The organism is Stieleria tagensis (assembly GCF_024129865.1).
GTDB lineage: Bacteria > Planctomycetota > Planctomycetia > Pirellulales > Pirellulaceae > Stieleria > Stieleria tagensis.
In genome coordinates this window covers 1-26,621 of the sequence record NZ_JAMYFE010000010.1, presented here as the reverse complement: position 1 = coordinate 26,621, position 26,621 = coordinate 1, and the positions used below count along the sequence as shown (strand labels likewise).

Sequence of the window (26,621 nt, the reverse complement as noted above, 5' to 3'; positions counted from 1 at the left end):
GTTCCCGCTGAACCAGCACACCGGTATCGAGTGTTGCAGCGGCTGTATAAGACCGGTGGTCGAAGTCAGTCGTTGAAGCGTACAGAGCCAGCACGTACAGAGCGAAAGGTAGTGAGGATGAAGCGATCGTAGGTGGCCCTGCGACGCCCGAATGGAATTAGCCCCGAAATTTGGTAACTGTCGGATTCTGCCCAAGGTTTGTGCATGCCTGAAGGCAACACCGTTTGCAGCGTCACTCGGCGAGCTGCAAGTGGAGACCCGGGGTCGGCGGCCCATTCGCACTACACAACACGTCAATCAGGCAACCAGTGAGACCCTGAAGTTCTTGATCGGTACGAGATTTCCAATCTTGACCGGTCGAGTATGTCCTAGGAGTGGAATAAGCGACGAAGACAAATGACATTAAGGGAGTCGGATGACCGAATAGTACCGCTGAAGCTTGAATTCCAATCAAGTGGAGTGAAGCCGGGTAATGCTGGTGAAGGGAAGGCGGTCAGGGCTTCACGCGATTCGGATCGAGCATCCATCGCACTCAGTGGCGAATGATGGATGATAACTCGAATGGATTGCAGCTTTGCTATTGTCACGGGACAACCGAATGACAGTTGCTCGCACCTCGGTCTGCGGACTCCACCGCGTGTACCCGGGGCGAGGCGTCTGTTTTTCGCCCGCTGGGAATGGCCTTGCCAAGTGAAGTTTGGGAGCCGGATGCTAGAAAGTGGCACGTCCGGATTTGAGAGGGACCGGGGGTCAATGAGGCAAGGCTAGAATCTTGTGACACCACAACGGGAAACCAGTGGCAAACAGGGAATACAAACCCTAACCTAAACCAAAGAGACCCCGGTCTACTCGCCGTGAGTCGCCGAGCTGAGTATTTCGAAGTGGTCAGTTGTTGGCGGCGACCACGTGATCGTTAACGTTCTGTCGCAAAAGGGAGTTAAAACACGCTATGCCGAATGACGCTTCAAAACTGTTGCCGGAAGAACACTTCTGGACCGTCATCTCGTGTTCGCTCGACAACACCCAAAGCGAGGGACTTACTGCGGACAGGCAGATTGATCTACTGGAACACGAGCTTGAGAAACTTTCCCGTGATGAACACACGGGGTTTCTCGGCCACTTTTACCACTGGTACTTCACGGCGTATCGACGTGATCTATGGGCAGTTGCATACACCGTGATGGGTGGATGTAGCGACGATTGTTTCATGGAATTCAGGATGTGGTTGGTCACGCGCGGCAGCGACGTGTTCCACGCGGCCTTGAAGAATCCTGATTCACTTGCCCCCGAATTTGACAAGATTCCGGAGGGCGACATCCCACTCTGGGATTACGATCTGACAGACCATTTTGATTCGCGATTCGGCGACGGAGCGCACAACGTCGCATACGAGCAGTTTGCGTTTCCCGAAGAGAAAATCTCTGATCCTGAAACTCAATGGACGGGCGACGATGAAGAAAGCATAAGGGCGATCTGCCCATTGGTATTCGATCAGTATTGGGGCAACACTCGATTCTAGCAATGACAGCGACAGAACCAATAAGAATTTGACATCGCGTGAAAGCACGGCGGTGTTGGCATTGGTTCTCTATCGATCTTGAAGAGGGGCTGGCAATTTGAGCGGACGAGCTGATGCTCAAATTCTCTGTTCAAGAAGGCCGGAGTCGGCGACGCCCCATTGGGATTTGCACCCGATGCTGCAGTGCGGAGGGCGACCTTTTGTGCCGCGTGTGACTGGATCTGCAGGAACTCGCTTGAGTGAACTCAGTCATGTGGGAAGGGTTGGTGGCGTTTTGAAGCGAGGTGACCGACGCTTGGAAGTCCGTTTCTCGCTGATCGACCAGCGACTGCGCAGACCGGTTGCGTGATGCCGACGGGCGGCAGTTTCGCAGACCTGTTTGCCGCTGCTGGTGTGGAGGATTTATCCGACGGAATCAAAAGCAGAACGCGTCATGCTTGGTCGGATAAATCCTCCACACCAACGAAGCATTCGAAACGAGGGGTGGTCTTCGATCCAGATCCGCGGTCCGTCATGAATTGCATTGTTTGGATCAACTTTGATTCTCCGTGCCTTGGTGTCTCCGTGAGATCGATTGGTCCGGGGTCTCTCACAGAGGCACGAAGGCACAGAGGTGCGATCGCAATCGGTCAACGGTGCGGTAGCCCGCAGGTCGCGTTGCCGAGAAACTCTGGCATGATCGGATCAGTTGGCGGGATTTGGTTCGGCGTGAAGATCAGTGGTATGCGGAGCTTTAGTCGCAGGAGTTCCGACAGCATTGGGACGAGGCAATGGGGGCGGGATAGACCGATTGGTACCTGGAAACGCAGGTAGAAGGTGCAAAGGAATCATTGCCCGCAGCAGCATCGCCTCTGCTGCCGTTGTCTCCTGCGGGAATGACATCACTGCGATCCTTTGCGATAGAATCATTCTGACGCGGATCGCTTCCCCGCCAACCCGACCCACGTGATGGTCAACAAAGTTCAACGCCCGATCGATCCGAGTACCTCCGGTACCTAGATAGATCGCATTTCGTTTATTCGAAAGAGTGTGACGCTGTGAATTCAATGCGAGAACACAACGACAGCGTGATGGATTCGCTGATACCAAAGTTAGAAGTCTCTCACGGCCGAGAAGCCGCGTTTGGGGAAGCTTCGCGTTGGACGCAGGTGCATCATATTGATCGGCTTGTCAAGGATGGAGTGCCAATTGATTGCCGTATCGGCGATCGCCACGTGACACCGCTGATGATGGCTGGCAAAAAGGCTTCGGCAAAACGCTTGCTTGAACTCGGTGCTGATCCCAACGTGACTGACGCTCATGGCCACACTGCACTCATGTGGATTTTTCTCAGCCTTTTCCGCAAAGCTGAGACGATGGCACGGGTCAAGTTGCTACTAAAATACGACGCGGACAAAACGATCGTGGACGACGCCGGAAAGACGGCATTCGATCATGCAGCAAACCGAAACGACACCGCTTGCATGGAATTGCTCGTGATCGAAGCCGACGAAATCGGGTAAGGACACCGGTCTCCCGGCGCCCTCCCCACACCACCGTACGTGCGTTTCCGCACACGGCGGTTCAACGAAGCGGAGCAAGTTCCGCCCACAGAGTCTTTCAGCTCAAGACGCCCTGATCCTGCAACCAATTGTTCGTCATGCCCACGCCGCTGGCGATGGTCTTGGCCATGTGCCAAGGTCCCTTGCGGCTGCGTGCATGGTGAATCGCTTGACGACGTGGAACTCCCAGCCGGATCAAATTTCGACGACACGTTTTCACACGACGTCACTTGTTGGTGTGAAGGATTTATCCGACCGAATCGAAAGCAGAACGCGTCATGCTTGGTCGGATAAATCCTCCACACCAACGAAGCATCCGAAACGAGGGGTGGTCTTCAATCGCTTTGTTTGGATCAACATTAATTCTCCGAGCCTTGGTGCCTCCGTGAGATCGATTGGTCCGCGGTCTCTCACAGAGGCACGAAGACACGGAGACGAGATGGCAATCGGTCGACGGTGCGGTAGTGCGGTAGCCTGCACGTTGCGTTGCTTAGAAACTCTGGCATCATCGGATCCGTTGGCGGGATTTATCGCGGCGTTAAGATCAGCGATGTCCGTCGTGGTATGCGGAGCTTCCGTTGCGGCGTTCCGACAGCATTGGGACGAGGCAATGGGTGCGGGATAGACCGATTGGTACCTGGAAACGCAGGTAGAAGGTGCAAAGGCGCCCCCGCTGCAGTTGTCTCTCGCGGGAATGACATCACTGCGATCCTTTGCGATAGAATCATTCTGACGCGGATCGCTTCCCGCCAACCCGACCCACATGATGGTCGACAAAGTTCAACGCCCGATCTATCCGTGCACCTCCGGTACCCGGATAGATCGCATTTCGTTATGCCGCTTAATCATGCCTGCACTTGACTCGAAACAAATAGCACACGCAATCGACATGCAGCAGCGCAGCTACAGGCTGCTTCAGTGGATGGCCGGCGCTGTAAAAGACGGTTTCATCAGCTTCGGAACCGCACACGATTATTCAAACTTGCCGGATGCCGCGGCCGGCTGGATCGCTGGGCACTACAACAACATCCCTGACAATGCACGTGTAGCACTCGACGATTTGCCAGAATTCACCGCTTTCTTCTCGACCTATCTACAGAATTCCTTCGATCTAATTGCATCACCCGGAAAACAGCTTTACTCACCTGACGCGCATTGCTTTTGCCCAATGTGCAGTTGGCTCGTTGACGCACCAAACCTAAAACCAAAGAAACTAACGACTGCTGACAAACGCCGTGCCAACAAAATGCGCGTGAATGCTGTTTCGCAGCTTGCAATTGACAATTCTATGGTCGTTTCAACCGCCGCGATTTCCGATCTTCTCGACGACGCTGACAACCAATATCAGGCATCACTTTTGGCGTACGGCCATGATTTATTGCAACGCCTGAATGGGATTGCTAATGGCCCTGCTGTGCTGTCTCTGTGGCGAGGGTTTGCGTGGAACGAAAATGGATCACCCAAACCCAAATTCAAATTGAAAACTGATATGATATTGAATGCTGAATCCCAGCTGTTGGCCGAACTTGCAAACGCGGCATAACCAATAAGAATTTGACATCGCGTGAAAGCACGGCGGTGTTGGCATTGGTTCTCTATCGATCCTGAAGAGGGGCTGGCGATTTGAGCGGACGAGCTGATGCTCAAATTCTCTGTTCAAGAAGGCCGGAGTCGGCGACGCCCCATTGGGATTTGCACCCGATGCTGCAGTGCGGAGGGCGACTTTTTGTGCAGGCTCGGTGGATTATCCATTGGCCATCACTGCCAGTTTGAACGTGAAAGTGATTTTAGGCTGTTTGCCGCTGCTGGTGTGGAGGATTCATCCGACCGAATCGAAAGCAGAACGCGTCATGCTTGGTCGGATAAATCCTCCACACCAACGAAGCATCCGAAACGAGGGGGGGGCTTCGATCGCATTGTTTGGATCAACTTTGATTCTCCGTGCCTTGGTGCCTCCGTGAGATCGATTGGTCCGCGGGCTCTCACAGAGGCACGAAGGCACGGAGACGAGATGGCAATCAGTCGACGGTGCCAAACGAGATGGTGGGTGGCACGAATTGTGGCATGATGGCGGGCGTCTGATCCTTCGATTCAACGCTTCTCTCTGATTCAACGCTGGCATCCAGACCTGGATTGCACTTTTTCGCGGCGTAAATGTCGGCGGCAAGAACATCCTGCCAATGGCCAGGCTGCGAGCGCTGCTCGAATTCTGCCGCCTGTTAGAGATGGCGGGTGACGGTTGAAGCTGTTCTGGGGATCGGTTCGGTCTATTTGGCGGGGAGATGCCGAACGGCCAGGACGCCTTCGATGTTGCGAAGCGAGTCGATCGCAGAGTCTTCGATGGTGCCATCCACGTCGATGATGGTGTAGGCGACGTTGCCACGCGATTTGTTCAACAGATCCGCGATGTTCAATCCGGCTTTGGCCAAGATTGTGGAGATCTGGCCGACCATGTTGGGAACGTTATTGTTGGCGATCGTCACGCGAGATCCGCTACTGCCACGCGGCATCACTGCATCGGGAAAATTGACGGAGTTGCGAACGGTTCCGTCTTCGATGAAGTCGCGGACTTGGTCGGCAACCATGATCGCACAGTTCTCCTCGGCTTCGTCGGTCGAGGCTCCCAGGTGCGGAAACGAGATGACTTTGGGGTGTTTCAGCAAGGCGCTGGTGGGGAAATCGATCACATAGGATCCGAGTTTTCCGGAATCCAGGGCTGCCAAAACGGCTTCGTCATCGCAGATCCCGCCCCGGGCCAAGTTCACGATCGTCGCACCGTCGTTCATCATTGCGATCCGTTCCTGGTTGACCAACCCTTTGGTCGCGTCCAGCAACGGAACGTGCACGCTAACGGCATCCGATTGGGAAAACAGGTGATCCAGATTGACAGCCTGTTCGATATTACGGGAGAGTTTCCAAGCGTTTTCGACGGAGATCAATGGATCGTAGCCGACCACTTTCATCCCCAGCGCACTCGCGGCATTGGCGACGCGGATACCGATCGCGCCCAGACCAACCACTCCCAAGGTTTTCGAACGCAATTCGCCGCCAACAAAATTCTTCTTGCCCGCTTCGACCGCCGTTGAGATTTCGGCATCGGTTCCATCCAGGGAATCGGCGAACTTCATCGCCGGCAGAATGTTTCGTGATGCCATTAATAATCCGGCCAAGACCAATTCTTTGACGGCGTTGGCGTTGGCACCCGGGGCGTTGAATACCGGCACGCCCCGCTCGGTCATCTTCTCCACCGGGATGTTGTTGACCCCGGCCCCGGCACGGCCAATCGCCGCGACCGATGCAGGGATGTCCATGTCGTGCATTTTGAACGAGCGAAGCAGAATCGCATCCGGCTGACTGGATTCGGAAGTGACCTCGTAGTGCTCGCGCGGTAGGCGAGAGAGACCTTTGACGGAGATGTTGTTGAGCGTCAGGATCTTGTACATCGCTGGCGGTTTATTCGTTGAAAGAGATGGGGAGTGGAGAAACGGTCGGGCGTGCTGTGGCCCCGGGGAATGGGAACGCCCGGGGGCAGGCAGTGGCCGGGGGAAATCGGCTAGGCGTTCTTGCTAGCGAAATCAGTCATGAAACTGGCGAGTGCTTGCGCGCCTTGCAGAGGCATCGCGTTATAGATGCTCGCCCGGATTCCGCCGACACTGCGGTGTCCTTTCAAACTGATCAAATTGTTTTTTGCCGCGTCGGCCAGGAATGCCGCCTGCAAATCATCGTTGGGCAGGTTGAACGTCGCGTTCATCAACGAACGGCAGTCTGCTTTGGCATGTCCGGTGTAAAAACCGCCGGAATTGTCGATGGCATTGTAAAGCAAGGCTGCTTTCTCGCGGTTCAATTTTTCCATCGCGGCCAATCCGCCGATATCGTTTTGCAGCCACTTGGCGACTTTGCCCAGCACCCAAATGGCGAACGTCGGTGGCGTATTCCACTCCGAATCGGCTTCGGCGTGGTTCTTGTAATTCAGGTATCCGGGCAATGAATCGCTGCCGACATCCAACAAATCTCGACGCATCACAACCACGGTCACGCCAGCCGGTCCGGCGTTCTTTTGAGCACAGGCGTACAGAATTCCGTACTTGTTGATGTCGAGCGGGCGGTGCAGGAAATCGCTCGACGCATCACACACCAGTGGGACGCTTTGGGGGCATTCCGGTTCGCTTTGGAACTGCACGCCCTGAATGGTTTCGTTGTTGCAGAAGTACAGGTAAGCCGCATCATCGGCGACTTGGTAATCGCCGGCGGCGGGGACATGGTTGAAATTCGAATCGGCTGCGTTGTAGACGATGTCGACCTCGCCTTCTTTTTTCGCTTCGGCAATCGCTTTTTTGCCCCAGGTGCCGGTCTGGATGTAGGCGGCACGTTTCCCCGAATCTCGCAACAGGTTGGCGGGGATCATCGAGAATTGCAGCGCCGCACCGCCTTGCAGAAACATCACCGAGTACTGGTCACTGATGCCCAGCAGCGACCGAATCGAGTTTTCCGCGTCGTGCAAAATGTCCACGAATACCTTGTCGCGATGACTCATTTCCAGCAACGAGCTCTGCGCGCCGGGCAGACACATCAGTTCGTCACGAACTTCCTCAAGGACTGGGACCGGCAAAACAGCGGGGCCAGCGGAAAAGTTGTACGCTCGTTGGTCGGTCGCGGATGCTGTCATCGAACGAATTGTCGTCTCGGATGGGGGGGTGGTGAAACGGCGCGGAGGCCTGCGCCGCGGTCGTGGAAAGGGGGATTCTATGTCCCAACGGACGAGTGCGGAAGGAGCAAGCTGTCGCGGGCGACAGACTGCCTCAATCCCGGTCGAACTGGCTCAATCCGGGTCGAAACCGAATTCTCGCATCCACTGGGACACTTCCTCGGAATCTTCGACGCGCGGCTTTTCGTCGCGGGATCGCGGCCGTTCAAGCCGCTGCTGGTCACCGTTGGACCCCGTAGGGTCGGCTGACGATGGGTGACCACCCTGCCCTGAACCGCCCTGCCCTGGCCTGCCCGGGTCTGAGCCGCCCAGATCTGAGCCGCCCGGATCTGAGCCGCCCGGATCAACCGGCGTGGGAACGGCCAACCGCACGTTGCCGTCGGTCAAGGCATCGATCCAGGGTTCGCTGTCAAAGTGCCTGGCCCCGCGGCGGCTGGCCGCAATTTGAATGCGGTGGTCGGAAGAAACGACCATCAATCGTTTGGGGCTGTGATGCGCCCGAATCAATTCCTCCAACAGATCATCGGCGGACGGATAGCCGACGGCAAAACGCACGTCGATCTGCTGGTGAGCGTACTGGTGAGGGCGATCCCGAGGCGGATTGGCAGCGTCGAAAACCACGCAGGTCTGGGCACGAATCGATTCGCTTAGAAAAGTCGTCAGATCGCGCAGCAGAACATTGCGATTCTGTTCCAGCCAGCGCGGGTCTGGGTTTCTGGCGGGAGCAATCGGTTGAGAGAGGTTGTAGCCATCGATTAGCAGCAGCAGCGACATCAAACAAACCGGCAAGGTCTGGACGGGGGTCGCTACTAGTCTAGTGTCCGTCCGGAAATTGCACGAGTGCGAGAAATTGGCGGATTTCGCCTCCATTGAGTGCGCTAAAGAATTCGTAACATGTCAGCTTCGACGGGCAATATGACTCGATTGGCGAGCATTGTTCACGACGCGCGCAGACCGATAGCATTCACGATACCCGTTGCTCCGATTTCAAACTCAAGGTTGGCTACGCCGCTTGCCGACGACTCTGTGCCGAATCGCTGCTGGCATTTTTCTTCGTCAACAACAGCTTGCCGAGCGTATGAATGTTGCGACCAAGTATCGCCAAACCAAAGTAACGCTCAAAGCCGATCTCGCTACGATCACGACAACGCTTTAAGCCATTGCCGCGTTGCAAAGCACCAATCGCTGATTCCACACCGCTGTGACGTAAACGTGTTTGATGAAACTTCACGCTTGCGTTTTTTAAGCGTTCGGCGTACTGAAGTGGAGCACGTGGTAATACGCAAACGTCATCAACGATCTCTTGTAGCGCCGACTCGTTTTCATCGCTATGAAAACCTCGGTCAAACGAGGCCGTTTCGATCTGGCCAGAATGTTTTCGCTGAGCAGCCATAGTCTGCTCGACCACCACGTCTTGGTCTTTGGAATCGCGGTCCATCAAGTGATAGTGACTGATGAATCCGGCGCCGTCTTCAAATACCAAGACCAAACGTCCATACTGGTTCGGTTGCCCAGCCTTGCCGCGACGATACAACTGCGTATGCGTTTCAAAGAGACTAAACAGCTTCTCGCTATTGGGAACACTTTCGCCAAGCAGCACGCGCCGGTGAGCGGTACCGCAGACCTGCCGGGTCAGTTCGATCCATCGCTTAATCGCCGCGATTTGTGCGACAATGGATACCGATCGTGCCCTGGTTTCCACGTTTTCCACCAACTCATCGGCTCGCGAAAGCAACTGCTCGGTTCGTGCCAGCAGGTCACCGTAGAGTGACTCCAGTGCGTCTTTTTTGATAGAGCTCTTGCTCGCCCCGATGCGTCCAATGTTCTGCTTGAGCTTCTTGATCTTCCTTATCAAGTGATCGTATTGACGCCAGCCTTCGATGTCATATGCGCCAGCCAAGTCAGCACACAACGGAACGAACTTGCGCACTCCATCGAAAATCAAGCTGCTTTCAGTGGGATAATGAATGTTGGTTTCAACCACAAATGAGTCGGCTCGGACAGAAGTGGCTGCCTCGGGTACAATCTCGTGTCCGGCCGCAACGACGACTTGGTTAAGCTTCTCGAGCGTTTCAGGCTTGATCTTACATAGCGTGTCGCGAATACGTCGATAAGTGAATTCGTCAGCATCCTGCCAATCGCCAATGCCCATGATGCCTCTGAGAGAGCGATGATTCTCGACTTGGTCTTGCAGTTTGTCGTAATCGAAGTTGCAACCCAACCGAACAGCGGCCAACACAACGACATGCCAATCATCCATTCCAGGCCTGCCGACGTCTCGACGAGAGTCTTCGTTGAGATCGGCTGCGACTAGCTTGACAGCTTTGTGTCGGAGTTTGTTGTTGGTATAAAGGAACTGAAGACCCGCCAGGATCGGAACAATTTCGTCGCGGCATTCCAAGTTGAGTTCTACTTGTGCGACGGGGCTACAGTCGAATCGATGCTGAGACTGATAGTGTTTTCGGACCACGTTCACTCCTCGAAGATTTGTGTTTGAAATTGCTTTTGTTCAACAATTCCAACGCGCGAACCCGCTTGCGGGTTCGATCTTCGGGGAGCTTTTTTCAAAAAACGTCGCGATTTACGCAGTCATTCAATTTCCGGACGGACACTAGTCTAGGTTCCGGCGGATTTGAATGTCAGGCCCGCTGCTGAAGCGGTGGATTTGAAACGCAAACAGTCCGAGCACCGCGACCAAGAAGGTGACGGCGGCCCAGATTTTCCATCGTTCCTCGCCGGCCGAAAGATCACCCCAGGCGGAAAACCGTAGCGTCGGCAGTCGGATTGATTTTTTTGCCGGTCGTTTGTACTCGTTGTGGTCGATCGCTCGCCGCGGTGGCCGCTTGCGCGGTGCCGGATCGACATCGACGGCCTTCTCGTGTTCCGTCTCGGTGACCGTCTCATCCGGCACGTCTCCGACCATGGTGTCGCTGGGTTTCGCAATCCCAATCGCGGAATCGGCGAAGACGCTGGAGTCCTCGGCACCGGGTTCCTCTAAGAATTCCGCGACATCCAAGTTCTGCCACGATTCCGGCGTCGGGTCGTCACCGTCTGAGAGCGCGATCGTTGAACCACCGGTTTGCATTTGACTGGCAACCGACGCGGCTGCCGATGATCCGGCCATCGCGTGTTGATTCACAGTTTCCATCTGGCCGTGACTGGCCGATTGTTTGATCGCGACGTTGAAGACGACTTTACCGAACCGGATCTGATCGCCGTCGGCCAGCACCTGCCAGCGATGTGGTTGCAGGCGATCGCCATTGACGAACGTTCCACGAGTGCTTTTCAGATCCAGCGCACCGAAGCCGTCGTCGTTGTGCAGCAGCAAACAATGTTGCCGACTGACCGAGCGGCTTTTGGGCCGGATCTGGCATTGCTTGTTACGACCGACCAGGTAATAGCCTGGATGGATCGGTGCCACCGATCCGGCATTGCTTCCCTGGGTAATAATCAGTTCGACAGACATTAGTCTCTTAGGATGATCACGTTGCCCCGACCGTCTTCCATTGACTTCAGCCTGGGGCTTGATTTGTCGTCTTTGGTGACTTGATAGAACGTGAGTCCGACCACTACCAACAACGCTACGATCGACAGTGCCAGTCCGACACCCAACAGCACGTTCTGTTGGGCGTTGCCACTTGCGCCACCGCTGCTGGCTCGCTTTGATTTGGTGTTTTGCGGTGGCTGTGAGGGCGCCGAGTGCGGTGGCAAGGGCGTCGCCGCGGGCGACATCGCCGACAGCATCATCGTGTTCATTGGTGGCAAGCTGCCGAAATCAATTTCTGCGACTTCGGCAATCGCCGCAGGCACGGCTTCGCGTAGCGGCCCGCTGTCGTCCAGCGAAGCGAAACTGGACGAGTCAGCGTCAATCGCTGTCGGGCTGTGTCCCGATTGCGGACGGTTGGCCAGTTCATTTCGCGAGGCGTTGGCGCCGGCGATCCGTTTCAATTGTGCCAGTAACTCTGCCGCCGATGCCGGGCGGTCGGCGGCGCGTTTGGCCATCATCCGTTGAATCAAACTGCTGATCGACGCTGGACAATCCTTGCGCAGATTGGCGACCAAAGGCACCGGTGCGGTTTGGTGTTTGGCCAGTCGCTGGGCAACACTGTCACCGCTATAGGGCGGTCGGCCGACCAACAAGAAAAACCAAGTGCAACCGAGTGAGTAAATGTCGGCGCGGGCATCAGCGCTGTGGCTATCAATCGCTTGCTCGGGGGCAATGAAATCGGTGGTGCCGGTCAATCGATTGGGCGCGTCGCCGGTGGCGACGGAGTATCCGATGCGCGCCAGCCCCATGTCGCTGACTTTAATCACGCCGTCACTGCGCAGCAACAGATTCGATGGTTTGATGTCGCGGTGCACGATGCCACGTTGATGGGCGTGCGCCAACGCGTCGGTGGTTTGGATCATCGCATCCAGGGCTTCGGCGGGCGACATCACCCCATCACGAATGATCGCTCGATGTAAATCAATGCCTTCGATGTACTCCATCACAATAAACAGTTTGCCATCGGATTCCGCGAAATCGTAGGCTTGCACGATGTTGGGGTGTTCCATTTTGGCCGACGCTCGCGCCTCCTCCTTGAACCGCTCGATTCGGCGGGCGTCCTTGGACGCTTCGGGCGGCAAGATCTTGAGCGCCATCAATCGATTCATCACCGAGTGTTGGGCCAGAAATACCACCCCCATCCCGCCACGTCCCAGTGGACGCAGCAAGCGATAATTGCCTAAATGAAATCCGCGAGCTTTGCCGGCCAACAACTTACGAGATTGCCAGGGCGTCAACAGGTCCGCGCCGACCAGACCTTCGGCTAAGCGCTCGGGGCTGAAGGCGGCGTTGTCGGCCATCAGCGACACCACGACTTTTTTGATGTCGGCTAGCTCGACCAGACCGGCGTGCATCGCCCGGCGAACGAAGTCGCGAGTTGCTTCATCCAAAACCGGTTCGGACACGGTGGTTTCAACCGACATTGATAGATTGGATCTGCGTTTGCGCGAAGTTTGGCGATGACGCCACGTCAATTCAGGTCGCCCCTATGGTGACGACCATTATTGAACATCGCACCTGCAATCTTGTTAAGGATTGGTTAAAGGCAGGTGTCGATCCGGTGTGATTGTCGGTTCCAGACCCGGTCGATAGTAAACCTCTTTCAAAAACAGCCCTTGTGGCGGTGCGGTGGGGCCGGCGTAGATCCGGTTTTGCTGCGCCAGGACTTCGTCGATCCACTGCGGCGGCTGTTTCCCATAGCCGACTTCGACCAGCGTGCCGACGATGTTGCGGACCATGTTGTAGAGAAACCCGTTGGCTTCGACCTCGATCGCCAAGTGCCCGGTCCGGTCAAAGTCGTCTGCGGGGATGACCTGGCAATCGCGGACATCGCGGACCGAGGACTTGCGCGGCGCACCGGCCGATTCGAAACTGGAAAAGTCATAGTTGCCGATGATCCGCTGTGCGGCCAGCCGCATCGCGTCGAGGTCCACCGTGCGGCGGATGCGCCAGCGATGTCGACGTTCAAACGGATTGCGCTGGTGGCGTGCTTGGATCTGATACCGATACCGTTTTCCGATCGAGTCACGGATCGCATGAAAATCCAGCGGCGCGTCTTGGACGCGAGTGATGACCACGGAATCGGGCAACCGAGAATTGATCGCTTTGCCCAGTGCCTCGGCCGTCGCGGTCCACCACGGGAATCGACAGCTGGCGACTTGGCCATACGCGTGCACACCGGCATCGGTGCGGCCGCTGCCGGTGACCGTGACCACTTGACCGGTCGATTTTTTAATCGCCTGTTGCAGGGTGCCTTGGATCGTGGGCTGCTGCGGTTGCACCTGCCAACCGCAATAGTCCGTCCCGTCGTAAGCGATCGTCAGCGCGAACGTTCGCGGCACGGATCAACTCGCCGGGGCAAGCGATCGTTGCAATAGTTCGGCGATTTGCACGGCGTTCGTCGCGGCGCCCTTGCGCAGGTTGTCACTGACGCACCAGAACGCGATGCCGTGACCGTTGCCGCTGATATCACGACGGATGCGACCGACAAACACGTCGTCTTGGCCGCCACAGTCGCGGGGCATCGGGTAGCGATGGTTTTGCAGATCATCGACTACGGTGATCCCTGACGCTGCCTGAAACAACTCGATGGCCTGGGCAACCGTCAGTGGTTTTTCCGTTTCGACCAGGATCGATTCACTGTGACCGATCGTAACCGGGACGCGAACCGCGGTCGGGCAGACTTGGATGTCGTCGTCGCCCATGATCTTGCGCGTTTCGTACACCATCTTCATTTCTTCGCTGGTGTATCCCTCGAACTTCTCGCCGCCGATTTGAGGGATCAGATTGAACCCGATCGGATGTTGAAAGGTTTCCACCGCTGGGGTTTGGCCGTCCAAGATCGATCGGACGCTGGATTCCAGTTCGACGTTCCCGGCCAGTCCGGCGCCGCTGGTGGCCTGGTACGTGCTGACGATCACGCGTCGAACGCGAGCCGCTTTGTGCAGCGGCGCGAGGGCGACGACCATTTGCGTGGTGCTGCAGTTGGGGCTGGCCACGATGCCCTGGTGGTCGTGGATCGCTTCCGGATTGACTTCCGGGATGATCAACGGAACGGTCGGGTCCATCCGCCAATAGCCGCTTTCGTCGACCACGATCGCACCTTCTTTCACCGCATAGGGGGCGAATTCGGCGGACACTTCGTCCGGCGTGCTGGCAATCACGATATCAACGTCTTCGAAGGCTCCGGGCGCCAACAATTCGATCGTGATCGTTTTGTCTTTGACACGGATTTCACGACCGACCGACCGCTCGGAAGCGAGCAATTTCAGACGTTTGTAAGGGAAATTACGTTGGGCGAGTTGGTCGAGCACAATTCGACCGACGGCGCCGGTGGCACCGACGACAGCAAGGGTTTCGTACACAGCAATGACGTTAAGGTTGGAATGGACTGTATTGGGACGACGCTGGACGGCTATTTCGGCGGCGTTTACTTCTTCGCCGCTTCGATGGCTTCGGGCAGGTCTTTGTCAACCAATCCTAGGCCGCCGCGGCCACCGTCAAGTCGTGATTGCACGTCCAATTTGACATCTTCGGACTGCGCTTCCCAAAATTTAGTGATCGTGTCTTTGGCCAACGGTTTGTAGGACCGGAAGATACGGAACCCGACACCCCGAGCAGGGTCGCTGGTGAACCACCAGGGGCTGCGAGGAAAATTGGGGTCTTCGGATTTCCATTCTTCGTCATCCGATGGCAACCGGGCTGCGCTGCGCAAGTCTTCGGCATCCGATTCCCAGGTACCACCACGCACCACACAGGGCGACGGCAGATCGGGCCAGACCGCCATCTCGGTGGCATTCAGATCGGATTGGTCGGCAAATCTCGCGTACCCGTCTTCGGTGTAGGCGTTGACGGTCCATTCACCCACGTTGCCGTGCATATCGAACAATCCAAACGGATTCGGTTTCTTCTGTCCGCCGGCGACTTGGCCTTCATCAGCGTTATCAAAGTACCATGCGTAATCATCGATGTCGTCGGCGCTGTCACCCCACGAGTAAGCGGTCTGGGTGCCGCCGCGGGCGGCGTATTCCCATTCGGCTTCGGTCGGCAAACGATACTGCTGGCCGGTGACCAGGCTGATCCATTTGGTGAACTGCTGAGCGGAATACTGGGTCATCGTGACGGCCGGTTGCTCGTCTTCTTCGCCGTATTCGTAGGTGAAGGTGGAATCGTACAGTTCGGTCGGCGCGGTGATCGCGTCGACTTTGTTGGCATCGTCGATCGGCCGTTTACCGCTCGCTTCAAAGCTTTTGAAGATCCCATACAGCTCCATGTATTCCTTGTACAAACCCCAGCGGACCTCGTGCTTGGCAACCCACATCGGGTCGACGGTGACTTTGACTTGAGGACCTTCGTCGTCACGCCGATCGGCTTCGCTTTCGGGGCTGCCCATCAGATAGGTGCCACCGGGGACCGGAACCATTTCGACACTTTTGTCGGTGCCGGGAATTCGAAACGTGTAGGGCACCATGTACCCCTCGTCGACTTTGACCGATGGCCCCTCAGCCGGTTTTTCCTTGGCGATTCCAAGCGTGGAGGTCGTCGCCGGCGATTCCGCACGGGCGTGATCAGGGCAGCAAGTCATTGTGCCAGCGTAGGCGCAACCAATCAGAGCCAGGGCTCGAAGCATATTCACGATGAAAGAGTCTCGTAACAGATTGTTGGTTCGTTGAGGGACAAAGGTGCCGCCATTATAGCGCAAGATCGCCAAATTTTCGATTGCCAAGATCGCCAGAAATCCAAACGACCTGTGCAGAGCGAGAACAGCTGCTCAGCGATTGCGGTTCAGATCAGGATGATGGCCGAGCGAAACATTGAAATCCAGCTGTTCGTCGTCGCGGAGGATCGACAGTTGGATCCCGGTTCCGGCCATCGAGTTGCCGATCACTTGCATCAGGTGGTCGACATCGCGGATTTGAATCGTATCGACCGTCTTGACGATGTCGCCGGGCAATAAACCCGCTTTGGCAGCACCGGAGTGGTCGTCGGCAAGTGCGACGATCATGGCGCCGCGGACGCGATGATTGTGGTCGCGCAGTCGTTCCTCTGGGACTTCGGCCAGCGAAACGCCCAGCCAGCCCCGATCGATTTGGCCGCTTTCTCGCAGTTGCAGGTAGATTTTCTTCGCCACAGTACTGGGGATCGAAAAACTGACCCCTTGGTAAGTGTCACCCACAATTGCGGTGTTGATCCCAATCAGGGTGCCACGGGCGTCGACCAGAGGGCCGCCACTGTTGCCGGGATTGACCGCCACGTCGCTTTGCATGAAATCCTGGTAGCGATCGCTGGCACGGACCACGCGGTGTTTGCCGCTGAGGATGCCAAAGGTCACGGTGCGGTCGAGTCCGAACGGGCTGCCGATCGCCCAAACGGGTGAACCGACGCGGATCCGTTCGCTGTCACCCCACGGGATCGGCATTAGATCGCTGGCTTCGATTTTTAGCACCGCCAAATCGGTTAATGAATCTGATCCCACCACCGTCGCCAGCGTTTTCCGCCCATCGCTTAACGTGACAGTGATTTCGTCGCCCCCTGCGATCACATGCCGATTGGTCAACAGGTAGCCCTCGACATCGACGATCACACCACTGCCCTGGTCGGAAATCGGCATCGACGGTGCTCCAGGGATCAGCGGATGGATGACGCTCTGGTGTGCGATGCGGTGGACGTCGATGTGAACAACACTGGGGCCGGCCGCAGCGGTGACCATCTGGTAGGCCTGGCTGAGTGTGTCCAAGGAAACATTCCGCAGGCCTTCGCCGGCGACCTCGAACTCGGCACGCAACTGACCGCGATGTTGCGCATAGCGGATTTCTTCCACAATGCTGGGCAGCACGAATCGTGCCGTGGCAAAAATTGCCATCACGGTAGCCAACAACACCAATCCATTGAGCACCGGATCACCGCGGCGGGCCTGCTGTCGTTGCCGCGTTTGAATTTGCGTGGGGCGGGCGGTGGGAACCGAGCGGTGCGAATTGGCCGGCGTGATTTGAACCAGGCGAGATTCTGAATGTGCTGCGGAGTCGTTGTCTGTGCCGGCTTCCGATTCGTCGGTTGGGCCGCAGGCATCGCCACTGTCGGTTGTTGTAAAGCGGTGGAAGATCAGAGTCCGGGTGGGATCGAGTTGTTCGAATTCAATTGTTTGGCCTTCACCGCTCGAGAGTTCGGCTGCATCTCCGTTGCGGTCGCGATCGGTTTCGCGGGTTGGCTTCTCGGGCGGTGGTTGATCCATTTTGAAAATTCACACCCTCGTCTAAACGAACGGATTCTGAAGAGCCCTATTTTAGCGCGACCGGATCAGTGATCGGCAACTTTTTTTGATCGAATCCCCAGCAAAACCTTCGCTGCTGGCGTTAAAACCAGATTCCGCGGGTCGCCTTTTGCTCGGCGATTGGCGACAATGGGCGCTTCATGAGGTCGCCCGCAGCGCTCACTGCCGCCGATTTGCGGTTGAAATTGCGTTTTGCGGAGTATGTTGTGCGACAAAATCTATGATTGAATCTCTGTTTTTCGGAATCTGACTGCACATGGCTTCTCCAGCGGCACGTGATCTCTCGTCGGCTCGTGAAACGATCTACCAAGCAATTTCCTCGATTCGCTTGATCGATCCCCATACGCATATCAATCCACACCAACCTGCATCGAGCACGTTGGCGGACATCCTCGGCTACCACTACTATACCGAACTAGTCCATTCGGCGGGGATGCCGCGATTGGAAATTGAGCAACCGGGGATCTCGCCGCGTGAGCTGGTCGGCCGGATGGTTCACGGGCTGGGTAATATTACTAACACCGCCAATTACCACTGGTTGCTGCAGATCTGTCGCGAATTCTTTGATTTCACCGACGACGCGATCACGCCGGACAATTGGGAGACGCTGTACGACGCGGCCGAAGCCAAGATGGGCAAAGCCAATTGGGCACAAACGGTGCTCGACCACAGCAATGTCGAAGCGGTCTTTTTGACCAACGACTTCGACGATGCGCTGGAAGGTTTTGATTCCAGCACCTATATCCCTTGCCTGCGAACCGATGACCTGGTTTTCCATCTGGCCCAGCCGAAAGTTCGCCAGCGGCTCGAAGCCTGTAGCGGAATCGCGCTGGATGGTTCGCTGGGATCTTTGCGGGCGGCTCTGGAGCAACGGTTTGAACACTTCGTCGCCAAAGGCGCCCGAGCCTGTGCGATTTCCATTCCACCGGGTTTTTCACCCCAAATGGTCAGCGATGGCCGCGCACAACGCGCTTTGGATCACCTGCTGGAAAATGGGCCTCAGTCCGAGGCCGCTCAGATCGACGCGATGTCGCGGCGAGTGTTCTGGACACTTGCGGAATTGTGCGACCAATATGGGTTGCCGTTTGATTTGATGATCGGCGTCAACCGTGGCGTCTACCCCGGGGGCGTCTACCAAGGCCAAGACTTGTATGACAGTCGCGTGTCCCTGATCCAGTACCGCGAATTGTTCAATGCGTTTCCACAAGTCAAATTCCCGATCTCGGTGCTGGCCAGTGTGACCAACCAAGAACTGGTCAGCTACAGTTGGATCTTCCCCAACGTGTTGACCAACGGACACTGGTGGTACAGCAACACGCCGTCCTTCATCCACCGTGATGCAGCGGCTCGTCTGGAAGCGGTTCCACGCAACAAGCAGATTGCCTACTACAGCGACGCCTACAAGTTGGAATTTGTCTTGCCCAAATTTGACATGTACCGCCGCGTTCTGTCGCGTGTGCTGGCGGACGAATTCGTGGGCGAGAACCGCTGGAGTGAAGAAAAAGCGATTGAGTTGGGACGCCAGGTATTGCGTGGCAACGTCGACGAAGTGTTTCGTTCTCCCTTGATTGTCGATGAATCGGCCAATGCGAGTTCCAGTGGAACGGCAGCGGCACCGGTCGCCGTGTTGCACACCACCACGCCCGGTCAGGCCAACGAGGATCTGGGGTTCGAGGACGACCAGTCAGAGCTTTCCGCGTTCCTGGAATCCGATGGCGACGACGAATCGGACGACGGCTACAAGACGGTCGACGACGACACCGACCAAACCGTTGGTCCAGAAATGGGGACCGTGCGCGATGTCGAAGAAGCAACCGTCGGTTCATTGGACCCACTACCGAGTGCCGAAGAGATTGACGCAGCGGAAATGTTGGATGTCGAACTGATGGAAACTCAAGCCCTCGATGCGACTCCGTTGGACACCGAAATCGACGGTCTGCCACTGGACGTCGGCGATTTGCTAGGCGAGGCAAGCGACAACCCGCTTGGGCCGGACGCGCCAAATTCGACGATTCAAATGCTGTCCGGCGACAGTGCATTCGCCCCCGATGAAGAAAGCATGTTGTTGAGTCCCGATCCGCTAACCGGTGAACTTCAGTTTCCGGTCAGCGACGAGGAAAAGAAGAAAGACGATGAAAGCGACGACGGATTTGGCCAAGGCGTCTTTAAGAAGTAGGTAGAGTGATGATCGTGCGGAGTCATTCGCTCCCACGATTCAGATTCATCTTTCTATCAACAGGAACTGGCACGTGTCCGCTGGAAATCCCTACGAGTCCTCGCTCGCTGCGTCACCGGTAACCGCCGCCCGCCGAACCATGACCCTGAAACAGATCGATGCGATCTCGGTGGGGCGGATGTTGGGTGTCTTTTATGGGATTATTGGACTGCTGTTTGGTGCCTTCGTCTCGCTGTTTGCACTGGTCGGCATTGCGGCCGGTGGCGAGGGCAATGCCCTGGTCGGAGTGATTTTCGGCATCGGCGCCGTGGTGATCATCCCGGTGTTGTACGGTCTGGGTGGTTTTATCGGCGGCATCATTGCAGCGGTGCTCTACAACGCGTGCGCCTCACTGGTGGGCGGAATCAAATTCGAGCTGGAGTGAGCGTTAGACCGTCGTCTTTATTCAAACGGCTCACTGTCGAGCGTCCAGTCCTCCAGTGGCGCGTCACTGTTGGCATCGTCGGGGGCGAGCAGTGATTGATAGACGCGATAGTCAACGGTTTCACTTAAGAAACGGACCGCGCCATCGGCCAAGGTGATGTTCACCCCGCCGGCATGCAGACTGGAGGGGCGTGCCAGGTCCGCAGCATTAGTCGGTGTCATTTGCAAGTCTTCGAGCGCCGTGCCTGGAAACGTGGAATTGATGCGGTGGATGGGCTTCACCGGCGTCCCGAAACTGGACTCTGGGTGCCAGACGACAGCTTGGGTGTAGCGACTGGTAGGTTCGTAGAGGATGGCTTGATCCACATCATTGATTCTCAGATCGTCGGCATCAATGAAACCGGCTCGGTGCCATGGCATGGCTTGCAAGTTTTCAGTGAACATCAACGTCATCGAAACTCCGTCCGTCAGATCATCGAGCGTCAACGTGGGTCCGACCGGGACAGGATCGCCATCGACGTCGACGGCATCGAGTTTGTTATTGAAGATTCCATTGGCGGCCGACATCGATCGAGCGAAATGGGGGCTTCGAACCGATTCATACATCCCAGCGTTGCAGACATAACTATTGGCAGCTTGTAGCATGGAGTCGTGGTGGGCCGAGGGGCAAGTCGCGTAGTACAAATTAGGTGCCGCGTCGGTGTTGAACCCGCGGCCGGCCTTGCCGCTGGTCAGCTGCTGCTCGGTGCCTCCGGTGAACGCAATCGGATAGCGATTGGTTGTCCAGGTTTCGAACACCGCCTGCTGTTCCATATAAGGCAACAAACTAACCGTCCAACTGCCAATTTTTTGGTGCGCGATCAAAGTGTTCGGATCGGCGTTGGGATTGAGTGGATGGGAATTTGATGCACCGGGAATCCATTGGCCAAAATAGGTGACATAGCCCGGCAACCGGCTCCTTTGCGAATGAAAGTTCTGTGCGGCGATTCCGTATTGTCGAAGATTGTTTTTGCAGTTGGGGACACGAGTGTGGCGGTCATGCAAACTGCCACTCCAGATCGCCAGCAAGCAGAGAGTGGCAAACCCGCATAGGAACAAAACAGTCAGGTTGGTAGCGGTGAAACCAGAATCGTCGTTCGACATGTTTCCGCCGGTGAGAGAGGAGGGGATCACTCGCTGAACGGGCTGATCATTGCGTTAGCCGGTCGCAAGTTGGTGTGGAGGATTTATCCGACCAGCTTGATTCTACGCAGGAAATCCTCTCCCGAGTCGGATAAATCCTCCACACCAGCGCTGTTGAAGCCAACGCGTCATGCGTCGTGTTTGTAGGACGGTTAGCCGCCTGAGGCGATGCGGTTGATCGCGTTGAGCATGGCCAGGATCGTGCTTTCCACACTGTCGGTGCTGACGCCCATGCCGCGGTACAGGCGTCCGTTGTGTTCGACTTCCAAGTTGACTTCGCCGATCGCATCGCGACCCAGCGTGGCGCTGCGGACGCGAAAGTCTTTACAAACCAACTTTACACCGGTGATTTGTTCGACCGCCCAAAACGCCGCGTCGATCGGTCCGTCGCCGTCGGTGACTTCAACCGATTTGTTTTCGCCGCCATCGGACAAGGTCAGTTTGACACAAGGCGTTTTGCCTTTGGCGCTGGTGACTTCATAGTCCACCAACTCCCAGGTTTGATCTTCGCTGGTGGTGATTTGTTGTTGCACCAAGGCGACGATGTCACCGTCGTAGATCTCTTTCTTTTTGTCGGCCAAGATTTTGAATTGGTCGAACACTTTTTGCAGTTCTTCGCCGGACAAATCAAATCCCAACGTTTTGGCTCGATCGGCCAATGCCGCGCGGCCGCTGTGTTTGCCCAGTACCAAGTCCGTCTTGGCGAACCCGACTTCCTCGGGCGACATGATTTCATAGGTGCTGCGTTCTTTCAGCATGCCGTCCTGGTGGATGCCGGATTCGTGTGCAAAAGCGTTGCGACCGACGATGGCTTTGTTGCGTTGCACGTTGATCCCGGTGACTTTGCTGACCAAGCGGCTGACAGGCACCAAGCGTTTGGTGTTGATCCGCGTGGTGCAATCATAAAAATCACGCCGCGTTTGCATGGCCATCACCACTTCCTCCAAAGCAGCGTTGCCGGCGCGTTCCCCGATACCATTGATCGTGCATTCGATCTGGCCGGCGCCGGCGGCGACGGCAGCCAAGCTATTCGCTACGGCCATCCCCAAATCGTCGTGACAGTGGGTGCTGAGCACGGCCTTGTCCATATTGGGCACACGGTTGCGCAGCATCTGGAAAATCTTGTAGATCTCTTCCGTTGTCACATAGCCGACGGTGTCAGGGACATTGATGGTGGTCGCGCCGGCGTCGATCGCCGCTTCGACCACACGGCACAAAAAATCGTGTTCGGTGCGACAAGCGTCTTCGGGTGAAAACTCGACGTCACCACATTTGCTGGCGGCCAGTTTCACCCCGGCCACGGCGCGGCTGACGATCTCGTCGGGTGTCATCCGCAACTTGAACTCACGGTGAATGGCGCTGGTGGCCAAGAACACGTGGATGCGAGCACTCTCGGCATTCTCAAGTGCTTCGGCGGCTCGCAAGATGTCTTTGTCGTTGCAGCGGGCCAAACCGCAGATGGTCGAACCTTTGATCGTTTCGGCGATCTGTTTGACCGATTCGAAATCGCCGGGCGACGCGATCGGAAATCCGGCTTCGATGATATCGACGCCCAGTTCGGCCAAGCTATGTGCGACTTCCAACTTTTCAGTCAGATTCATGCTCGCACCGGGCGACTGTTCGCCGTCACGAAGCGTGGTGTCGAAGATACGGATTTGACGCTGATTGGAAGCGGGGTTTTCTGTCACGGCTTTGCCGGTCGCGATTTGAGAATCGGGGGATTCGGTAGTGGAGGATTCCATACTGGGTTCCTTTCTTGATTGGCCTGATAGTATGAGGCGGACAGGGAATCCGAGAAACCCGAGCATGAAAAAACCCGAGTCCTCGGGGACTCGGGTTTGATTGTCTTTTCGTTTGGATTGGCCGTTTTAGCGGCACTTCCAACCATCAGTGCAAACCCTCATCTCCCGCTGCAAAGGCAGCAGTAGTAGGAGAATCAGGGCGAGCAAGCTGGTGTTCATATCCAGAGCGTAAGTCAAATGGGCCGGGTCGGTCAAGTCATTTCATGGCCGGAGAGCAAGTCTCCGCCGGTTTTCAGGTCACCGCCTGGACCGCTTGGGTTCGCGCGGTCGTCGGCGTTTGCCGCGATCTTTCGGCGTCTCGCATTTCGTCACGCAATTCCAGATCGGTCATCATCAGATCCCGCTCGTGCTGCCACCAGGCAAGTGCGTAGTCCACCGCAGCAAAACCCAGCAACGTGAATCCGATCCAACCGCAGCACTCAGTCAACGTGCCGAAAATCAAGGCCGCGATTGCGGCCAATGGCATTCCGGTGGCCGCAATCAGTCCCGGCAAACTGGTTCGCACGACGGTGATCGAGACCGCGATCACGGCCAACAATTTCAACACGGTGATTGCGAATCGTCCCAGCGCTCGCGGCGACCAGATCGTTTGCAGTCGTTTTAGCGGCGACAAGCGATTGGCGTTCGGCAGCAGTTTCGACGGCGTCATCGACCACCCGGCTTGTAGCAAATTGATGGCGACACCACACATCATCATCGCGATCAGGATCGGGACGACCAGCCATCCGGCCGCAGCCATCGCGGTGGCGATCATCTGGAATGCCTGCCAACGATCGGTCGACAACAGCGCCGGTTGGTGCAGCGTGTGGTCCAACGACGCCATCAGGCCTTGGGTCAGCCCCGGGCCGAACCAATGCAGCATCCCTGTGGTCGCCAACAGCAGTCCGGCGGACACCAGATCGCCACTGCGCGGTGCCCTGCCCTGCTCTTTCGCTTGCTGGCGTCGCCGCGGTGTCGGCGGATGAATTTTGTCGGACATCGAGAATCAAAAATAAGTAGGGGGCAGTGCCTGAGAAATCAGCCGCCTGCTACGGCCGGGTTGCCAGGGTTTCGCCCAGCCGCGTCAAAGCACTCGATAGTTCTGTTTCAAACACTAGTCCGGCCGATCCGACGGTGATCGCCATGACGACTAGCCCGGCCATCACATTGATATTCAATCCGATCGCCAGCACGTTCAATTGCGGTGCCATGCGGCTGATCAACGCGACGACCAAATTGGTCAGCAATAAACAGGCAATCACCGGCGCCGCGACTCGCAGTCCCGACTGCACGCCGATCGCCAGATGGTCAATCAGTAGCGTCAGAGTTTCTTGGTTCAGCGTGACCGACATCGGTGGAGTGCGCTGGAAACTATTCAGCAGCGCGTCGATCAGCATGCGATGACCGCCGGCTGCAAACAGGATCGCGGTGACAACCAAACCCAGCAGACGCGACAATTGAGGGACGGCTTGCCCGGTGGAGGGGTCGGCGGTTTGTGCCAGTTGCATCCCGCTGGCGTTGGAGATCAATTCACCGGCCAATTGAATCCCACTGATCAACAACTGAACGACACCGCCAATGATCATTCCCATGATGAACTCGCGCCCGCCGGCGAACAGCAATTCGGCAACTGGGATTTTGGTCGGATCGATCGCTAGCACAGGAACCACGCTAGGAACCAACACGCTGGTCATCGCTGCGATCAGCAACATTCGCATCCGCATCGGCAGACCGTTGGACAGCATCGGCATGGCCATCACCAGTCCAAACAATCGGGCGGCGACCATGGCCGCGACAACCAGATGAGGCAGGATCCACCGCGCGGTCGACTGTGCGGTCAATTGTCCGGCGGTATCCGGCGCGAGCAGATCGGTGATTCCGTTTAACACCCCAAACGCCCTCACATTCCCGGGCTGACAAAAACGGTTTGCGTGAATTCGATGATTCGGGAAAACATCCAAGGCAAGCAGGCTAGCAAGACCAAACTGCTAACAATCAATTTGGGTACAAACGAGATCGATTGGTCTTGGATTTGAAACAAGGTTTGCAGCAATCCAGTCACGATGCCGACGATCGCACCGACGATCAGCACCGGGGCGGCCAGCATCACCGCCAACATCAATGCTTGGCGACACAGGTCAACGGCTTGGCTTGAATCGAGAGTCATTTATCCTACCGGTCCAAAACTGGCCATCAGCATGCCGGCGACTTGGTGCCAGCCATTGACCAATACAAATAACAACAGCTTTAGCGGCAGCGAAATCATTGCCGGCGGCAACATGAACATGCCCATCGACATCGTGACGCTGGCCACTACCAGGTCCACGACCAAAAATGGCAGGTAAATGGTGAATCCCATCAAAAAGGCGACTTTCAATTCGCTGATCACAAACGCAGGCAAGAGCACTCGTATCGGCACATCGGCAAACGAACTGGGGGTCGGACCATCGGGATACGCATGCCGATAAAACAGCATCACATCGGCGCGGTTCTTGGCCGCAACAATTTGTTTCGACATGAACTCACGCACCGGCAATGATCCGGCCTCGTACGCCTGGCCCAATGACATTTCAATCTGTGGGTCGCTGTACGGTTTGATCGCGTCCTCATAAACCCGCGTCCAAACGGGCGTCATCACCAACAGCGTCATGAACAATGACAAACTGGTCAGCACCTGAGTCGGCGGCAACGATTGCAACCCGATCGCTTGGCGCAGCAGTGACAGCACCACGATGATGCGAATGTAACAGGTGGTCATCAACAGAATCGCCGGCGCCAGACTGACCACCGACAACAACAGCATCGTTTGCAGGCTGCCACCAAAGTTATCCGGCGCGGCCCAGGACTCGGGGCCTCCGGCGATCGTCTCCAGGGCTTCTGTCGAGATCGACATCGGCGCACGCGTCACAATCTCAGGGACGGTTTCCGACGTGTCCTCTGCCCTGCCCTGCACCGCAAACGCGGCCAGCACGAACAACAGCGAGAAACGAAGGAAACGTTCAAAGGCCACAGTCAGTTTCGCAGGTCAAAGGAGCGACATGGCGGCCCGTGTTCGACCGCTCGTCGCTCGGACTTTAGAGAAACTGCACTGAAAATCGAAAGATGAGTTTTCGAATTTTTGAATGCTCCGTCGCAGCAAGAGAAAACGAGGGAGGAGAGTGGTAGAGGCTGTGACTGCAGGGTTTTGAAGGGGCGGTTTTTCCGTGATGCGTCGGTTTTTGGTAACCCGACGCGTGACGGGCTGTTGATTTGGTACTCGAAGGTCAATTGGCGTGGGAATGGTAACCCGAAGCGTCAGCGAGGGATCCCGTTAACACCCTAAATCCCTCGCTCACGCGTCGGGTTACCGTAAAAGAGCCCCTTCAAAACTGACGCGTCGGGTTGCGCAACTCTTCGTTGTTTATTAATGGATCGGCAAATGGTCACTTCGATCTCGTCACTCTCTCGTGAGGCACGCAAGTGACTCGCAACAGCCC

22 protein-coding genes are annotated in these 26,621 nt (G+C 56.5%); 6 read left to right on the top strand and 16 right to left on the bottom strand.

All coding sequences use genetic code 11. The annotated features are described in order from the left end of the window. Positions 1-949: 949 nt before the first annotated feature. The 4 genes from NHH03_RS01315 to NHH03_RS27795 all read left to right on the top strand — a co-directional run bounded on the left by NHH03_RS01315 (position 950) and on the right by NHH03_RS27795 (position 5,303). A complete protein-coding gene (locus NHH03_RS01315; protein ID WP_253153905.1) occupies positions 950-1,519 on the top strand; it encodes a DUF4240 domain-containing protein in 570 nt (189 codons plus the stop codon). A 1,046-nt stretch (positions 1,520-2,565) separates the two neighbouring features. Then, the gene (locus tag NHH03_RS01310) at positions 2,566-3,021 is read left to right on the top strand and encodes an ankyrin repeat domain-containing protein (RefSeq protein ID WP_253153904.1); all 456 of its coding nucleotides are present in this window, start codon (positions 2,566-2,568) and stop codon (positions 3,019-3,021) included. An 886-nt stretch (positions 3,022-3,907) separates the two neighbouring features. Beyond that, a complete protein-coding gene (locus tag NHH03_RS01305) occupies positions 3,908-4,603 on the top strand; it encodes a hypothetical protein (protein ID WP_253153903.1) in 696 nt (231 codons plus the stop codon). Positions 4,604-5,180: 577 nt separating this feature from the next. Then, entirely contained in the window at positions 5,181-5,303 is a 123-nt protein-coding gene (locus tag NHH03_RS27795; RefSeq protein WP_315861416.1) for a DUF1697 domain-containing protein, read from the top strand. 24 nt (positions 5,304-5,327) lie between these two features. On the opposite strand, the gene NHH03_RS01300 is transcribed toward NHH03_RS27795, so the two are convergent. The 10 genes from NHH03_RS01300 to NHH03_RS01255 form a co-directional block, all read right to left on the bottom strand. Continuing rightward, positions 5,328-6,503 (bottom strand): phosphoglycerate dehydrogenase, encoded by a 1,176-nt coding sequence (locus NHH03_RS01300; RefSeq protein WP_253153902.1) that lies wholly within the window; start codon positions 6,501-6,503, stop codon positions 5,328-5,330. A gap of 110 nt (positions 6,504-6,613) precedes the next feature. After that, entirely contained in the window at positions 6,614-7,726 is a 1,113-nt protein-coding gene (gene serC, locus NHH03_RS01295; RefSeq protein ID WP_261364015.1) for a 3-phosphoserine/phosphohydroxythreonine transaminase, read from the bottom strand. 153 nt (positions 7,727-7,879) lie between these two features. Further along, positions 7,880-8,539, bottom strand: a complete 660-nt coding sequence (locus NHH03_RS01290) for an NYN domain-containing protein (protein WP_253153901.1) — start codon at positions 8,537-8,539, stop codon at positions 7,880-7,882. Positions 8,540-8,768: 229 nt separating this feature from the next. Then, complete coding sequence (locus tag NHH03_RS01285) at positions 8,769-10,235, bottom strand: ISNCY family transposase (protein ID WP_253153900.1); 1,467 nt, start codon at positions 10,233-10,235, stop codon at positions 8,769-8,771. Positions 10,236-10,376: 141 nt separating this feature from the next. After that, positions 10,377-11,231 (bottom strand): FHA domain-containing protein, encoded by an 855-nt coding sequence (locus tag NHH03_RS01280; RefSeq protein ID WP_253153899.1) that lies wholly within the window; start codon positions 11,229-11,231, stop codon positions 10,377-10,379. Further along, positions 11,231-12,736: a serine/threonine-protein kinase gene (locus NHH03_RS01275; protein WP_253153898.1), complete on the bottom strand. Its 1,506-nt coding sequence runs from the start codon at positions 12,734-12,736 to the stop codon at positions 11,231-11,233. The genes NHH03_RS01280 and NHH03_RS01275 overlap by 1 nt, the downstream gene beginning before the upstream one ends. A 105-nt stretch (positions 12,737-12,841) precedes the next feature. Further along, positions 12,842-13,654, bottom strand: coding sequence for a tRNA pseudouridine(38-40) synthase TruA (gene truA, locus NHH03_RS01270; RefSeq protein ID WP_253153897.1), 813 nt, complete (start codon positions 13,652-13,654; stop codon positions 12,842-12,844). A 3-nt stretch (positions 13,655-13,657) separates the two neighbouring features. Further along, a complete protein-coding gene (locus NHH03_RS01265; protein ID WP_253153896.1) occupies positions 13,658-14,677 on the bottom strand; it encodes an aspartate-semialdehyde dehydrogenase in 1,020 nt (339 codons plus the stop codon). Positions 14,678-14,742: 65 nt separating this feature from the next. Further along, positions 14,743-15,897, bottom strand: coding sequence for a formylglycine-generating enzyme family protein (locus NHH03_RS01260; protein WP_253153895.1), 1,155 nt, complete (start codon positions 15,895-15,897; stop codon positions 14,743-14,745). A gap of 186 nt (positions 15,898-16,083) precedes the next feature. Next, entirely contained in the window at positions 16,084-17,544 is a 1,461-nt protein-coding gene (locus NHH03_RS01255; RefSeq protein WP_253153894.1) for a S1C family serine protease, read from the bottom strand. 295 nt (positions 17,545-17,839) lie between these two features. On the opposite strand from NHH03_RS01255, the gene NHH03_RS01250 reads away from it, so the two are divergent. Together NHH03_RS01250 and NHH03_RS01245 are read left to right on the top strand one after the other, a co-directional pair. Continuing rightward, positions 17,840-19,759, top strand: a complete 1,920-nt coding sequence (locus NHH03_RS01250; RefSeq protein ID WP_253153893.1) for a glucuronate isomerase — start codon at positions 17,840-17,842, stop codon at positions 19,757-19,759. 73 nt (positions 19,760-19,832) lie between these two features. Beyond that, the gene (locus tag NHH03_RS01245) at positions 19,833-20,183 is read left to right on the top strand and encodes a hypothetical protein (RefSeq protein ID WP_253153892.1); all 351 of its coding nucleotides are present in this window, start codon (positions 19,833-19,835) and stop codon (positions 20,181-20,183) included. A 17-nt stretch (positions 20,184-20,200) separates the two neighbouring features. Here NHH03_RS01245 and NHH03_RS01240 read toward each other — a convergent pair whose 3' ends face one another. The 6 genes from NHH03_RS01240 to fliP form a co-directional block, all read right to left on the bottom strand. Next, complete coding sequence (locus NHH03_RS01240; protein ID WP_253153891.1) at positions 20,201-21,325, bottom strand: DUF1559 family PulG-like putative transporter; 1,125 nt, start codon at positions 21,323-21,325, stop codon at positions 20,201-20,203. 191 nt (positions 21,326-21,516) lie between these two features. Beyond that, on the bottom strand, positions 21,517-23,106 hold the full coding sequence (locus tag NHH03_RS01235) for a 2-isopropylmalate synthase (protein WP_253153890.1): 1,590 nt from the start codon (positions 23,104-23,106) through the stop codon (positions 21,517-21,519). 292 nt (positions 23,107-23,398) lie between these two features. Beyond that, positions 23,399-24,145, bottom strand: coding sequence for an EscU/YscU/HrcU family type III secretion system export apparatus switch protein (locus NHH03_RS01230; protein ID WP_253153889.1), 747 nt, complete (start codon positions 24,143-24,145; stop codon positions 23,399-23,401). Between the two features lie 49 nt (positions 24,146-24,194). Continuing rightward, the gene (locus NHH03_RS01225; RefSeq protein ID WP_253153888.1) at positions 24,195-25,034 is read right to left on the bottom strand and encodes a flagellar biosynthetic protein FliR; all 840 of its coding nucleotides are present in this window, start codon (positions 25,032-25,034) and stop codon (positions 24,195-24,197) included. Positions 25,035-25,045: 11 nt separating this feature from the next. Continuing rightward, entirely contained in the window at positions 25,046-25,312 is a 267-nt protein-coding gene (locus tag NHH03_RS01220) for a flagellar biosynthetic protein FliQ (RefSeq protein WP_253153887.1), read from the bottom strand. Further along, a complete protein-coding gene (gene fliP, locus NHH03_RS01215) occupies positions 25,313-26,056 on the bottom strand; it encodes a flagellar type III secretion system pore protein FliP (RefSeq protein ID WP_253153906.1) in 744 nt (247 codons plus the stop codon). Positions 26,057-26,621 lie beyond the last annotated feature (565 nt).

Bases quoted from the DNA above. Each gene is read 5' to 3' on its own strand.
- NHH03_RS01315 (WP_253153905.1), top strand. From the start codon at position 950: ATGCCGAATGACGCTTCAAAACTGTTGCCGGAAGAACACTTCTGGACC.
- NHH03_RS01310 (WP_253153904.1), top strand. From the start codon at position 2,566: ATGCGAGAACACAACGACAGCGTGATGGATTCGCTGATACCAAAGTTA.
- NHH03_RS01305 (WP_253153903.1), top strand. From the start codon at position 3,908: ATGCCTGCACTTGACTCGAAACAAATAGCACACGCAATCGACATGCAG.
- NHH03_RS01300 (WP_253153902.1), bottom strand. From the start codon at position 6,503: ATGTACAAGATCCTGACGCTCAACAACATCTCCGTCAAAGGTCTCTCT.
- serC (WP_261364015.1), bottom strand. From the start codon at position 7,726: ATGACAGCATCCGCGACCGACCAACGAGCGTACAACTTTTCCGCTGGC.
- NHH03_RS01290 (WP_253153901.1), bottom strand. From the start codon at position 8,539: ATGTCGCTGCTGCTGCTAATCGATGGCTACAACCTCTCTCAACCGATT.
- NHH03_RS01280 (WP_253153899.1), bottom strand. From the start codon at position 11,231: ATGTCTGTCGAACTGATTATTACCCAGGGAAGCAATGCCGGATCGGTG.
- NHH03_RS01275 (WP_253153898.1), bottom strand. From the start codon at position 12,736: ATGTCGGTTGAAACCACCGTGTCCGAACCGGTTTTGGATGAAGCAACT.
- NHH03_RS01260 (WP_253153895.1), bottom strand. From the start codon at position 15,897: ATGACTTGCTGCCCTGATCACGCCCGTGCGGAATCGCCGGCGACGACC.
- NHH03_RS01255 (WP_253153894.1), bottom strand. From the start codon at position 17,544: ATGGATCAACCACCGCCCGAGAAGCCAACCCGCGAAACCGATCGCGAC.
- NHH03_RS01250 (WP_253153893.1), top strand. From the start codon at position 17,840: ATGGCTTCTCCAGCGGCACGTGATCTCTCGTCGGCTCGTGAAACGATC.
- NHH03_RS01240 (WP_253153891.1), bottom strand. From the start codon at position 21,325: ATGTCGAACGACGATTCTGGTTTCACCGCTACCAACCTGACTGTTTTG.
- NHH03_RS01235 (WP_253153890.1), bottom strand. From the start codon at position 23,106: ATGGAATCCTCCACTACCGAATCCCCCGATTCTCAAATCGCGACCGGC.
- NHH03_RS01230 (WP_253153889.1), bottom strand. From the start codon at position 24,145: ATGTCCGACAAAATTCATCCGCCGACACCGCGGCGACGCCAGCAAGCG.
- NHH03_RS01220 (WP_253153887.1), bottom strand. From the start codon at position 25,312: ATGACTCTCGATTCAAGCCAAGCCGTTGACCTGTGTCGCCAAGCATTG.